This window comes from Paenibacillus sp. Dod16, assembly GCF_049893405.1.
GTDB lineage: Bacteria > Bacillota > Bacilli > Paenibacillales > Paenibacillaceae > Paenibacillus_AQ.
The window spans coordinates 186,212-198,644 of the sequence record NZ_JBNDYG010000005.1 but is presented as its reverse complement, the minus strand read 5'-3'; the positions used below and the strand labels follow the sequence as shown (position 1 = coordinate 198,644).

Below are 12,433 nucleotides of genomic sequence, written 5' to 3'. Positions count from 1 at the left end.
CACTGCATTTTATTTTTTTGGCGGGAGGATTCACCGTGACCGTATTATACAAGCTGGAAACGTTTGAAGGACCGCTCGATCTGCTGCTGCATTTGATTGATAAAGCGGAAATCGACATCCAGGATATTCCCGTCAGCGAGATTACCGAACAATACATGGCCTATTTGCACAACATGCAGGAGCTGGAGCTGGAAATTACGAGCGAATTTCTGGTCATGGCTGCAACGCTGCTGTCTATAAAGAGCAAGCTATTGCTTCCGAAGCCTCCGGTTATCGAAATGGACGAGTTCGATTTTTATGAAGAGGATGACATGGATCCCCGAGCAGAGCTCATTGCGAAGCTGATCGAATACCGTAAGTACAAAGGCATCGCACGCCACCTGCATGAGAAGGAATGGGAGCGCAGTCTGATTTATTCCAAGGAAGCGGAAGACCTGACGCCTTACATGCCGGAAGTGGAAGAGAATCCGGTGCAGGGATTACATATTTCGGATTTGATCGCTGCTTTTCAAAAAGCGTTAAGCAAAGCAGTCAAACGTACATCGTATGCCCGCATTCAGCGGGATGAAATATCGGTTAAGGACCGGATTCGTCAGGTCATGAATGCTTTGGAGGAGGTTGGGCCTGGAGGCAGAATCCTGTTCTCCAAGCTGCTACACGAAGAGATGGTACGGCATGAAATCGTGGTGACCTTCCTGGCCATTTTGGAGCTGATGAAAATGAAGCAAATTTTGTGCTACCAAGAGAAGTTGTTTGAAGATATCGTCATGGAGTGGAGAGGGGAAGGACGCATTGATGGATTATCCGAAGCTGAAATCGATTATTGAGGGGCTTCTGTTCCTGTCGGGAGAAGAGGGCTTGTCGGTTAGGCAAATTGCTGAGATCACCGAGCAGTCGGATGGCCTGGTTGGCGAAGCGCTTGAGGACATGAAGGAGGAATGGGAGCGCCATGAGCGCGGGATTCAGATCGTACAGATTGCGGGGAGTTACAAAATCGCGACGCTGGCCGAGCACGCTCCCTATTTTGAGCGCCTGGCGTATTCGCCTTCCCGCTCCTCCTTGTCGCAAGCCGCACTCGAAACACTTTCCATCGTGGCCTATCGTCAACCGATTACGCGCGTAGAGATTGAAGACATCCGCGGCGTCAAGTCCGAACGGGCTATCCATACGCTGGTAAGCAAAGGATTGATCGAGGAAGTCGGACGCGCCGAGGCGATTGGCAGACCGATTCTGTATGGAACGACCAAGTCCTTCCTGGAATATTTCGGGCTTGCCAATATCAAGGATTTGCCGGAGCCGTCGCAATTCGAGGATAACGATAGTTTAGAAGAGGAAACGCAGCTGTTGTTCGATAAGCTTGACGGTCGTCAGCTTACGTTTGATGATGTAGAGGAAAGCTAGCCATACAATATTATAGGTTGCAGCAGAAAGTTGATCCTGGGCATGGTGAAATCCATCGTCCGGGATTTTTTTATGCGGCTAGCGAAAATTTGAATTGAAGGACTTGGAACAATTTCGCATCATTTGGAGGCGCTTTTGCCATACTAAGCCAAGCGGATTACATTTGACTAAGTTCGTGCTGGGGGTTACTTCGTGAGGATATGGATCTTTCTGGCGGCTGGTCTGGTCGTTCTCCTCATCGTATTGCTGATCGTTGTGCTGAGCTCCAAGGTAACGATTAAGCTGGATGTGGTTCTAAAAAAAGATGAATATAAAGTGTTGGCGGAAATCAAAATGATCTTTGGATTGATTAAGCGCAAGTATGCAGTCCCCTTTCACCTGGCGAACGGTGGGATCGAGTTTAAGAAGGAAACCGTTGGTGGAGACGGAGAACAGGGAACTGCACCCGATTCAAAAGAGGAAAAAGCTTCGAGCAGAACGATCAGATTTAAGGACTACGGGCGGGCCACGCTTTCAACAAAAGGTTTCAAAAAGTGGTTGAGACAGACGATGTCGGCCGTTCATCTCATGGATGTGCGCTGGTCAACCCGGATTGCTCTGGAGCACGCGGCCGATACGGCGGTAGCGACAGGGCTGCTGCATGGCATCAAGCATACGTTACTTGGATGGATGTCGTATCGCCTGGTCATGGAAGACCTGCCCCGAATTGACGTGGTGCCGCTCTTTAACGGTCCGCCGCAAATTTCCACAGAGCTTAACTGCATAGCGAAAATCTCTTGCGGAAAAGCTATGTATGCTGGACTGGTACTTATAGTTCGCGTGTTAAAGGTGAAAGGAGGAATTAGATCATGGCAGAACACCCTATTCAAGGCTTGATGCAAACGGCTATGGAAAACATCAAGGGAATGGTGGACGTTAATACGATTGTGGGCGATCCGGTGAATACGCCGGACGGCAGCGTTATCTTGCCAATCAGTAAAGTGGCGTTTGGTTTCGCGGCCGGCGGTAGCGACTACAACGTTGAGGCGGGAGGCACACACTCATCTACCACCGCTAACGGGACGCACAACGATCATAGTGCCCTTCCTTTTGGCGGCGGCAGCGGCGGTGGTGTGTCCATTCGACCGATTGCTTTCCTGGTCGTGGGTAAAGAAGGCGTGCACATCGTGCCGCTGGACAATCAAACCCATCTGTTTGAACGGATTATTGATGCTACCCCGTATTTACTCGATCAAATCCAGTCGATGTTTCAATCAGGAAGCAATGCCGCGAACAGCACCACGCCTCCGCCTGCGTACTGATTGGAGCAAGCAAATCCCTTTCGTTCATAACGGAAGGGATTTTTGCTGTAAAGAGAAGTGGATATATGAGCATTCAGCGAAGCTGAACTCATTCGATAATTATGAAATGGACATACCTTTAGCGCGGACGACATATACTTGTACAAGATTTCTGAACACCGGAGGATAAAATGATGAAAATGAAATGGACGAACTGCAAGTCTTTGTTATCCATGCTGATTGCCATAAGCTGCTTGCTGGTCACGGCTGTCCCCGTGCATGCAGATCATGAGAATGGCCCCGCCAACCATGCGCAGGCAGCTGCACTGATTGATGTCACTTCCGGTAGAATGCTCTACAGTAAAAACGGGGACGAGCGTTTAAGAATCGCAAGCCTGACCAAGATCATGACAGCCATTGTGGCGATTGAACACGGCAAGCTGGACGATCGCGTTAAGGTCTCCAAGAATGCGTTTGCCAAAGAGGGCTCCTCTCTCTTCCTGAAGCTAGGTGAGGAGATGACACTTGAGAATCTGCTGTACGGCTTAATGCTGCGATCAGGCAACGACGCTGCGACGGCCATTGCCGAGCATGTCGGGGGGACGGAAGAAGGCTTTGTGCTGCTGATGAACGAGAAGGCGGCCGGACTCGGTTTGACGAACTCGCATTTTATGAATCCTCATGGTTTGGATCATGATGATCATTATTCTTCCGCTAATGACGTTGCCAAACTGACGGCTTATGCTCTCAAGAACCCTGTCTTTAGCGAGATTGTCAAAACGCCGACCAAGAAAGCACCGAATCCGAACGAAGCGTGGGACTACAAATGGGATAACAAAAACAAGATGCTTCGTTTCTACGAGGGGGCGGACGGCGTCAAAACCGGTTACACCAAAAAAGCATTCCGCTGCCTGGTAAGCTCTGCCACCCGAAACGGTCAGCAGATTGCGGCGGTTACGCTGAATGACGGCAACGATTGGAATGATCATTCCAAGATGCTGGATTACGGATTTAACCATTTTCCACTGAAAAAGGTTACGGAGAAAGGGCAGAAGATCCAGGGCTATCCACTGGTCACGGGCAGTTCCTTTACGTATGCGTTCGCGCATGATGAGGAAGCGCGCCTGGTGAAGAGGCTGGTCCTGCATAAAGCGAGCACACCCGACTTGTCTTTCGGGCTCCGGGGTCATATTGAACTGCTGCTCGATAATGTCAGCATCGGCAAAGTTCCGGTCTATGCCGAAGGAAGCAAGTTACCTGAAGTCCCTGAGGTTTTGCAGAAGTCCAGAAGCACATCCGGACCCATCGGTTCGTTGTCGCTTTGGCAGTCTGCAGGAGAAGTGCTAAGGCATCTGTTCAGGGCCAAATCATAACTAGCCTTCGCTAAAGAGATCGTGTATTCTCACGCGAGCGAGGCAGCAAACGGGGGCGAAGAGATGATCAATTTGATTTGGATGGGGATGATACTGATCGGCTTTATCTTTGCTGCAGTTAACGGGAACATCGAAAGTGTTACAAAAGCCGCATTTGACGGAGCCCAGACGGGAGTAACCGTCTCCTTCGGTCTCATCAGCATACTGGTATTCTGGCTAGGCATGATGCGCCTGGCAGAGGACGCGGGCCTGCTGAAGAAGGTTGCCAAGCTGCTGGGCCCGGTTGTCCGCTTCCTGTTCCCGGATGTACCGAAGAATCATCCCGCTATGGGTTATATATTGTCCAACATGAGCGCCAATTTGTTCGGTCTGGGGAATGCGGCGACTCCGATGGGGATTAAGGCGATGCAGGAGCTGCAGAAGTTAAACCCGGATAAAGAAACAGCGTCTCCGGCGATGTGTACCCTGCTGGCATTAAATACGGCCAGCATTACGCTCATACCGACAACCCTAATCGCGATCAGGCTGAATTATGAGTCCGCTAATCCTTCGGAAATCGTTGGGACCACGCTTTTGGCCACTGCGATTGCGACGGCGGCCGCCATTATGGCTGACCGATGGTATCGAAGAAGGACGATACGCCGCCAGAAGCCGCCGAGAGTCGGTACAAGCCTGAACCCGGATGTGAAGGGGTGATGAATCTTGCTGTCATGGATTAATCTCGTTTCCGCCTGGTCTATTCCCATTATTATCGCATTCATTCCGCTTTATGCTTATACCCGCAAAGTGCCTGTATATGAATCGTTTGTGGATGGAGCCAAGGACGGCTTCTCCACGGCGATTGGGATCATCCCGCACTTGGTGGGCATGATGGTCGCCATTAGCGTGTTCCGGTCTTCCGGCGCGCTGGAGTTTTTTGTGGGGTGGACGGGCCCCTTTCTGCAATCGCTAGGCGTGCCGAGCGAGATTTTGCCTTTGGGAATTCTCAGGCCGCTGACAGGTACAGGCTCTCTCGCTTATACAACGGAACTGATCCGGGCATACGGTCCGGATTCCATGATTGGCCGAATCGCTTCGACCATACAAGGAAGCACGGATACGACTTTGTACGTGCTGACCGTCTACTTTGGCGCCGTCGGAATCCGCAATGGCCGGTATGCGCTGAAGGTGGGGCTGTTCTCTGATGTGATCGGTTTTATTGCGGCGATCGCCGTCTGCCTGCTGGTGTTCGGTTAATTGAGATCATTCGGACGGTCTGAGTAAGACGGAGCGTTTTTTGTATGTAACGGGACGTGTGCCCATACCCTCGATTCCCTCGCGTCATATACTGCTGCAATTACAAATTGTAGTAGGGGTGATGAAATGGAATTCGAGGGTTTTGTTATTCATCATACCGTGTGCGAGCGGGAACCGCGGAACTGGGATTTTAAAATCCATCCGGACGGCTCGGTTTCTTCTTCATCCGTGCTGGTTCACCCGGGCCAGATTCACATCTGTCTGGAGGGCGACTTTAATACCGGCTACGAGTCCATGTCGCTGGACCAGAAAACACAGCTGTTTACCGCCAGTAAAATCATTTTGGAGCTATCCAGACTCCATGATATTTCCCCGTTATACTTGTTTCCTCACTCCGACTCCTGCCCTGGGACACATTTTCCATGGAACGCGCTTGTGATTTATCCTGTCGATGGTTATCATTAGGAATGAGGTGACCTAACGAACATGGAGAGATTACAGAAAATTATGGCACAGGCCGGAGTCGCTTCCCGCCGCAAGTGCGAGGAATTGATTCTTGAAGGCAAGGTGCAGGTAAACGGAGAGACCGTTACCGAACTCGGCACGAAGGCCGATCCAGCTCAGGATATCATTACGGTTTCAGGCAAACCGATTAAGAATGAGAAAAAGGTATACATTATGCTGAACAAGCCGAAGGGAGTTATTACAAGCGCTTCTGATCCCGAAGGCCGAAAAATTGTATCGGATTATCTTAAGGGCATCAAAGAGCGGGTATATCCGATTGGACGTTTGGACTACGATACGGAAGGACTCCTGCTGCTAACCAATGACGGCGAGTTTGCCAATCTGCTCAGCCACCCTAAATATCATGTCCCCAAAACATACTTGGCTACCGTGAAAGGGGTGCCTCATGGCACCGAGCTGGACAAGCTTCGCCAAGGGATCATGCTGGAGGACGGAATGACGTCTCCTGCCGAAGTGGAATATAAGGATGTGGACCCGGATAATAAACAATCCGTCATATCGATTACCATCCATGAAGGCCGAAACCGTCAAGTGAGAAGAATGTTCGAAGCGATTTCCCATCCGGTAACGCGTTTGAAGCGGATATCTTATGGAGATCTGCTGCTGCAAAATTTAAAACGAGGTTTGTACCGCCATTTGACAGCGGATGAAATCAACCAGCTTTTGCATATGGCGAAAGCCGCTAAGCCGGGCGGGAAACCGAAGAGAAAACGTTAAACCCGACACATAATATTCAAAATGGCGAGCGGCGTTTATGACAAAATTCGTTATAATTGTTCATAGGATGTTCACACCCGTAGTAAACGATATGATGAATGTCATAGAAAGGAAGCTGCTGCTTTATGGGCAAATCAAAGAAAAGCGTACAGATTGTGATTCTGCTTGCCATCATCCTGGTCGGAGTTTACGCCGTTGCAACTGTTGTATTCGGCTCTGATAAGGTTCCCAAAGTGGGTCAAAAGGCAGCGGACTTTGAACTTCTAGGCATGGATGGCAGCGTACATACCATGAGCGAATACGAAGGCAAGGCCAGGGTGATTAATTTCTGGGGCACCTACTGTCCGCCATGCGTGCGGGAAATGCCGGCTCTTCAAGCCCAGTGGGAGAAATGGAGCAGTCAAGGCGTTGAGATCATCGGAATTAATGTGGGCGAGAACAAAATGACCGTTGAGAATTTTGTTGCTCAAACCGGCGTGAAGTTCCCCATACTGATGGATCCTAAACGGGATGCTGTTGCCAGCTTCGGGGTTGGCCCGATGCCGACCACCTTTTTTGTTACGGCCTCTGGCAAAATTGATCATATCCGTATAGGCGAACTGGATTTGAACACCCTTGACAAACAAATTGAACAGTTGGTGAATGCGAAATGAGTCAAGGTTCCAAGCCGTTGATCCAGAATTCGAAGTGTGATTGCGGACACCAGAATCCAACGGGGACGGTCCTCTGCGAGGCATGCGGCAAGCCGCTGACCGAGGAAGCAGAGGCCCAGCCGATTCTGGAAATGCGGTATGACGGCGTTGCTCGTCGATCACAGAAAGAAAATCCCGGTATTATCGATCGGGTATGGAATTTCTTTTCTTCGGTAAAAGTAGCAATATATCTGATATTGCTTACACTGATTGGCTCCTCGTTAGGGACCATCTTCCCGCAGGAAAGCACATTCCTTAATATTGACCCCTCGGTCTATTACAAAGAGGAGTACGGGCAGCTGGGGCATATTTATTACTTGCTCGGGCTGTCTCATACATACACGTCATGGTGGTTCGTGCTGCTGCTTGTCATGATCGGCGCATCGCTTGTCATTTGCAGTCTGGACCGGGTCCTTCCACTGTACAAAGCGCTAAGCAGACAGCGGATTCCGAAGCATATGTCCTTCCTTACCCGCCAAAAGGTGGTATACCAAGGACAAGTCGAAGAGGAAGGTGCTGACTGGGTTGAACGGGTGAAACCGATCATTAAGAAAAAGGGCTACCGCGTGCGAACGGATGGCGGAACCCTACTGGCGGAGAAGCAGCGGTTCAGCCGCTGGGGCCCCTATGTTCTTCATATCGGCCTGATTATTTTCCTGCTTGCCGTTCTTGGACGGAATCTTCCTGGACTGCATATGGACGAGCACATGGCCTTCCCTCAAGATGAGCCTGTGCGCATCAAGAACACGAGTTATTATTTATTGAACGATGGCTTTAAGGTGGAGTTCTATACCGAGGACGATATGCCGGAGGAATTTAAAGGCAAGAATAAAGTACTGCCGAAGGAGTTCCAAACGCAGGCGATTCTGTATATGTGCGAGGCCAATTGTGACGATCTCGGTAAAGAGCCCGAGCTCGTGGAAGTGACGCGTCATAACATCGAGGTGAATCATCCACTCAATTACAAAGGGTTAAAAGCTTATCAATTCGATTATGATCTGACCCCGATTCTCCGTTCGGTTTCGCCGGTGCTGGTTGACAGTAAGAGCGGGAAGGAATACGGCAAAATTACATTGTCGATCGACGATCCTCAAAGAGAGTATCAGGCGGGAGAATATACGTTAACGCTTACACAATCCTTTACCGATTTTGGACTTGGCGATAACGGCAAGCCGGTAAATCTGTCACCTAACCCGAATGCGCCTGCATTCTTATTTCTGATTAAGGGACCTGAACTGCCGAAGGAAGGCATTCAATATTTCTACTTCCCGAAGCAGATCGATAAGGAACGCTTTAACCAGGAAGCGATCAATGCACAGCTGGCGGGTGGGGAAGCGCTCGTACAACTGGATGTTCTCAGCATGGACGATGTGGACTTTTCGGAATCTACGACTTATCTGAATATTCGTGTGGATAAAGCCATGCCGTTCATTTGGATTGGTTGTTTTATCGGTATGCTCGGCCTGATCATGGGCTTTTATTTCACCCATCGCCGGATCTGGCTGCGTATTGATAACGGAACGCTGACACTTGGCGCACATACGAACAAGAACTGGTTTGGGATTCGCAAGGAGGTCTCCGCGATCCTCAAGCAAATGAATATCGAAGTCGATGAAAAGTCATTGGAGAATAACAGGGGGACTAAGGATGAATCTAATTGATTTTAGCGGCAACGCATTTATCGTTGCCTTTACCTTGTACTGTGCGGCATTTATCATGTATGCACTTGCCGTTATGGGACGACGGTTCCGCAAGCGGGACCCTGAAGCCCATTTGGCTAAATGGGGGAAGATCGCATTTGTTACGGCATCGATCGGTTTGATCGGACATCTGCTTTACTTCTTTACGAGATGGGCGGGCTCTGGTCATGTGCCTGTCAGCAATATGTATGAGTTTATGACCTTCTTGTCGATGGCAATCATGATTGCCTTCCTCGTACTTTATTTTATCTACAAAAAATCGCTGCTCGGATTGTTTGCCCTTCCGCTGGCGATTCTGATCATGGCATATGCAGCCGTGTTTCCGCAGGAGGTGCAGCCGCTGATTCCATCGCTTCAGTCTTATTGGCTGGGGATTCACGTAACCTTGGCTGCGCTGGGCGATGCATTTTTTGCGGTCGGTTTTATTGCCGGCTTAATGCACCTGCTCCGTACCGTTAACTTTAGCGGGACAGACAAGGGCGCACGCAAAGAACAGCGCTGGCTTGAACTCTGCATGTTTGCCATCGTGATACTGATCGGATTTATTTTGTCGGTGTACAGCTTCCGTGCAAGCGGATATCAGGCTGAGTTTAACCAGACTTTGGTTGACCCGAAGACAGAAAATAGTACAATAGTAAAAGTGGAATATAACATGCCACCGCTTGTTGCACCTTATAAAAGCGAGACGGAGAGCATGCAGTCCTTCTTGGGCATGAAATCTCCACTCATGGAAGCTCCGTCCTGGATGCACGGCGTGAATGCGGGGCGTAAGCTGAATACGGTGATATGGTCGCTGATCACGGGGGTGATCCTGTACGGATTGCTCCGCCTGATTCTGCGTAAGCCGCTGGCAAAATTCATTCAGCCTGCACTGAATAGATTAGATCCGGACGATCTGGATGAAATCAGCTATCGCGCCATTGCGATTGGTTTCCCGGTATTTACGCTGGGTGGTCTCATATTCGCCATGATCTGGGCAGAAATTGCATGGGGCCGGTTCTGGGGCTGGGATCCGAAGGAAGTGTGGGCGCTTATTACATGGTTGTTCTACAGCGTGTACCTTCATCTACGGCTATCGCGCGGCTGGCAGGGGAAACACTCGTCCTGGCTGTCCGTTATCGGCTTTATCGTGGTCATGTTTACGCTGGTCGGCGTCAACTTGATTATCGCGGGTCTGCATTCCTATGCGGGAACCGATTAATTGTCAATAGAATAGCAGTGAATGATCAATCAGAAGGGCCCTTTCTTAACCAAGAGGGCCACTTCTGATTTTCCCTATAAAAATGAAGGAGTTGGCCGCCAATGTCAGAGCACGGAAATCGTATTCTTGTTGTTGATGATGAAGAACGGATTCGCCGCTTGTTAAAAATGTATTTGGAGAAGGAAGGTTATGAAATCGAAGAGGCGGAAGATGGAGAAACTGCACTTCGCAAAGCAAGCTCGGAAGATTACGGGCTCGTTATTCTGGACGTCATGCTGCCCGGCATGGACGGCGTCGAAGTGTGCACCCGTCTCCGCCAGGTGAAGTCTACCCCCATTCTCATGCTGACTGCCAAGGGTGAGGAGATAAACCGCGTACAGGGATTTGAAGTGGGAGCCGACGATTATGTTGTGAAGCCGTTCAGCCCGCGCGAGGTGATCTACCGCGTGAAGGCGATTTTGCGCCGCTCATCCGCTACGGCCTATTTGAGCAAGGAACCAAACCCAAGCAACAGCATTGTTTTCCCGCATTTGATCATTGAACATGATGCTCACCGCGTGACGGCCGGCGGGCATGAAATCAGTTTGACGCCGAAGGAGTATGAGCTTCTGCACTACCTGGCCTCGTCCCCGGACAAAGTATTCTCCCGGGAAGAACTGCTTAAGGACGTATGGAATTATGAATTTTTCGGCGATCTTCGCACAGTCGATACTCACGTGAAGCGGCTGCGCGAGAAGTTAAATAAGGTATCCGCAGAGTCCGCAGCGATGATTACTACCGTATGGGGAGTAGGCTACAAGCTGGAGGTCCCGAAGTAACGTGAGTTTCTGGAGATCACTCGTCGGCAAGCTGTGGATTACGATAACCTGTTTAGTCGCGTGCGTGCTGCTGACGCTCGGATTATTTTTGCTCCCCTATATCGATACCACGTTTGCGAATTCGGATGCCATCAAACGTTTATTTACTTATGTAGCCATTATCGGTTTTTCGATGACCACCTTTTTCGGGTTGTTTCTGTTAACGAAGATTACCCAGCCCATGCAGCAGCTCATTGAGGCCGCCAATGACATCCGTAAAGGGAAATATGGCACTCGGCTAAATCTTGTGACCAGTGACGAGATTGGCGAGCTGGCCAATACGTTCAACCATATGGCAGCAGAGCTGGAAACGAATATCCGCAACTTGAACCATGAGAAGGAGCATCTGTCCAGTGTGCTGAGAAGCATGAGCGACGCGGTGATTACTTTTGATAATCACGGTCAGGTCATTCTGGTGAACCCGCCAGGGCAGGAAATCATGAAAACCTGGAAAGGGCTGGAGTGGGATGATGAGCTGCAGGGCGGAGGCTGGGCGGCCGATGTCATGCCGAAACCGCTCAGTGAGCTCTATTATGCCACCGTGAACGAAGGGAAGGACCAAAGCGCTGACCTGCATGTGAAGCAGGGAATTTGGTCAGCACATATGGCTCCCTTATATTCGGATGAAGTGATCCGCGGCGCCGTTGTTGTATTAAGAGATATTACCGAGCAGGTCACGCTGGAAAAGATGCGTACGGATTTCATTGCCAACGTGTCGCATGAAATCCGGACGCCGCTGTCCATGATGCAGGGCTACAGTGAAGCGCTGCTTGACGGGATGGCGGCTTCACCGGAGGAGAGCAGGGAGCTGATACAGGTGATTCATGAGGAATCCCTGCGGATGGGCCGGCTGGTGAAGGATCTGCTTGATTTAACACGTATGGAAGCAGGGCACGCAGAGTTGTCCCTGCGGGAGATGGATGCAGGTGAATTGTGTGAAAGGGTATACCGGAAGTTCACCGTTCGTGCCAAGGAACGCGATATTGATCTTCAGCTCAACAAACTTCACCCGAATCTTCTGCTCGAAGCAGCGGATGAAGATAAGCTTGAACAGGTGCTGACCAATCTGCTGGACAATGCTTTTCGTCATACGCCTTCAGGCAAGCAGATCCGAATCATTGCCGATCGGATTACCGTATCGAATACAGAGGCGCTCCAGGTGAAGATTAGCGACCAAGGCGTCGGTATTCCGCCTGAAGATCTGCCTTTTGTTTTTGAGCGATTCTACAAGGCCGACAAAGCGCGTGTGCGGGGGGAGACGGTGGGAACCGGCATAGGCCTCGCCATCGTGAAAAATATCGTGACAGCGCATCATGGCACGATTAACGCAACAAGTGAAGTAGGCGAAGGAACGGTGTTTACGATGATCATTCCTACAAAATCGGCAGAATCTTAGGGAATGTCTCCGCAAAAGACAAAACACGCTCGCAAGGAGCGTGTTTTTTTGTTGA

At 50.2% G+C, this 12,433-nt stretch carries 14 protein-coding genes; all 14 read left to right on the top strand.

The features are described 5' to 3' along the window. Positions 1 to 35 precede the first annotated feature (35 nt). Positions 36 to 827 carry a segregation and condensation protein A gene (locus ACPV3A_RS05705; protein ID WP_213645147.1) on the top strand — a complete coding sequence of 264 codons (792 nt, stop codon included), beginning with the start codon at positions 36 to 38 and terminating at the stop codon, positions 825 to 827. Continuing rightward, positions 796 to 1,401 carry an SMC-Scp complex subunit ScpB gene (scpB, locus tag ACPV3A_RS05700; protein WP_071223899.1) on the top strand — a complete coding sequence of 202 codons (606 nt, stop codon included), beginning with the start codon at positions 796 to 798 and terminating at the stop codon, positions 1,399 to 1,401. The genes ACPV3A_RS05705 and scpB overlap by 32 nt, the downstream gene beginning before the upstream one ends. A gap of 192 nt (positions 1,402 to 1,593) precedes the next feature. Beyond that, on the top strand, positions 1,594 to 2,277 hold the full coding sequence (locus tag ACPV3A_RS05695) for a DUF2953 domain-containing protein (RefSeq protein ID WP_426198423.1): 684 nt from the start codon (positions 1,594 to 1,596) through the stop codon (positions 2,275 to 2,277). Then, positions 2,250 to 2,702, top strand: a complete 453-nt coding sequence (gene ytfJ, locus ACPV3A_RS05690) for a GerW family sporulation protein (protein ID WP_426198422.1) — start codon at positions 2,250 to 2,252, stop codon at positions 2,700 to 2,702. The genes ACPV3A_RS05695 and ytfJ overlap by 28 nt, the downstream gene beginning before the upstream one ends. A 170-nt stretch (positions 2,703 to 2,872) precedes the next feature. Further along, positions 2,873 to 4,054, top strand: coding sequence for a D-alanyl-D-alanine carboxypeptidase family protein (locus tag ACPV3A_RS05685; protein WP_220685897.1), 1,182 nt, complete (start codon positions 2,873 to 2,875; stop codon positions 4,052 to 4,054). A gap of 63 nt (positions 4,055 to 4,117) precedes the next feature. Further along, positions 4,118 to 4,750, top strand: coding sequence for a nucleoside recognition domain-containing protein (locus tag ACPV3A_RS05680; RefSeq protein WP_426198421.1), 633 nt, complete (start codon positions 4,118 to 4,120; stop codon positions 4,748 to 4,750). 6 nt (positions 4,751 to 4,756) lie between these two features. After that, on the top strand, positions 4,757 to 5,290 hold the full coding sequence (locus tag ACPV3A_RS05675) for a spore maturation protein (protein WP_071223904.1): 534 nt from the start codon (positions 4,757 to 4,759) through the stop codon (positions 5,288 to 5,290). Between the two features lie 126 nt (positions 5,291 to 5,416). Next, positions 5,417 to 5,755, top strand: a complete 339-nt coding sequence (locus tag ACPV3A_RS05670; RefSeq protein WP_220685895.1) for an N-acetylmuramoyl-L-alanine amidase — start codon at positions 5,417 to 5,419, stop codon at positions 5,753 to 5,755. 21 nt (positions 5,756 to 5,776) lie between these two features. After that, positions 5,777 to 6,532 (top strand): pseudouridine synthase, encoded by a 756-nt coding sequence (locus ACPV3A_RS05665; protein WP_426198420.1) that lies wholly within the window; start codon positions 5,777 to 5,779, stop codon positions 6,530 to 6,532. A 125-nt stretch (positions 6,533 to 6,657) separates the two neighbouring features. Then, positions 6,658 to 7,185, top strand: coding sequence for a redoxin domain-containing protein (locus ACPV3A_RS05660; RefSeq protein ID WP_071223907.1), 528 nt, complete (start codon positions 6,658 to 6,660; stop codon positions 7,183 to 7,185). Next, positions 7,182 to 8,885: a cytochrome c biogenesis protein ResB gene (gene resB, locus ACPV3A_RS05655; RefSeq protein WP_426198419.1), complete on the top strand. Its 1,704-nt coding sequence runs from the start codon at positions 7,182 to 7,184 to the stop codon at positions 8,883 to 8,885. The genes ACPV3A_RS05660 and resB overlap by 4 nt, the downstream gene beginning before the upstream one ends. Then, entirely contained in the window at positions 8,872 to 10,125 is a 1,254-nt protein-coding gene (gene ccsB / locus ACPV3A_RS05650) for a c-type cytochrome biogenesis protein CcsB (protein WP_426198418.1), read from the top strand. The genes resB and ccsB overlap by 14 nt, the downstream gene beginning before the upstream one ends. A gap of 101 nt (positions 10,126 to 10,226) precedes the next feature. Beyond that, positions 10,227 to 10,943 (top strand): response regulator transcription factor, encoded by a 717-nt coding sequence (locus ACPV3A_RS05645; protein WP_009595176.1) that lies wholly within the window; start codon positions 10,227 to 10,229, stop codon positions 10,941 to 10,943. A gap of 1 nt (position 10,944) precedes the next feature. Then, the gene (locus tag ACPV3A_RS05640; protein ID WP_220685892.1) at positions 10,945 to 12,378 is read left to right on the top strand and encodes a HAMP domain-containing sensor histidine kinase; all 1,434 of its coding nucleotides are present in this window, start codon (positions 10,945 to 10,947) and stop codon (positions 12,376 to 12,378) included. Positions 12,379 to 12,433: the final 55 nt, after the last annotated feature.

Coding starts and splice junctions, on each gene's coding strand:
- scpB (WP_071223899.1), top strand. CDS start 796: ATGGATTATCCGAAGCTGAAATCGATTATTGAGGGGCTTCTGTTCCTG.
- ytfJ (WP_426198422.1), top strand. CDS start 2,250: ATGGCAGAACACCCTATTCAAGGCTTGATGCAAACGGCTATGGAAAAC.
- ACPV3A_RS05685 (WP_220685897.1), top strand. CDS start 2,873: ATGATGAAAATGAAATGGACGAACTGCAAGTCTTTGTTATCCATGCTG.
- ACPV3A_RS05680 (WP_426198421.1), top strand. CDS start 4,118: ATGATCAATTTGATTTGGATGGGGATGATACTGATCGGCTTTATCTTT.
- ACPV3A_RS05670 (WP_220685895.1), top strand. CDS start 5,417: ATGGAATTCGAGGGTTTTGTTATTCATCATACCGTGTGCGAGCGGGAA.
- ACPV3A_RS05665 (WP_426198420.1), top strand. CDS start 5,777: ATGGAGAGATTACAGAAAATTATGGCACAGGCCGGAGTCGCTTCCCGC.
- ACPV3A_RS05660 (WP_071223907.1), top strand. CDS start 6,658: ATGGGCAAATCAAAGAAAAGCGTACAGATTGTGATTCTGCTTGCCATC.
- resB (WP_426198419.1), top strand. CDS start 7,182: ATGAGTCAAGGTTCCAAGCCGTTGATCCAGAATTCGAAGTGTGATTGC.
- ccsB (WP_426198418.1), top strand. CDS start 8,872: ATGAATCTAATTGATTTTAGCGGCAACGCATTTATCGTTGCCTTTACC.
- ACPV3A_RS05645 (WP_009595176.1), top strand. CDS start 10,227: ATGTCAGAGCACGGAAATCGTATTCTTGTTGTTGATGATGAAGAACGG.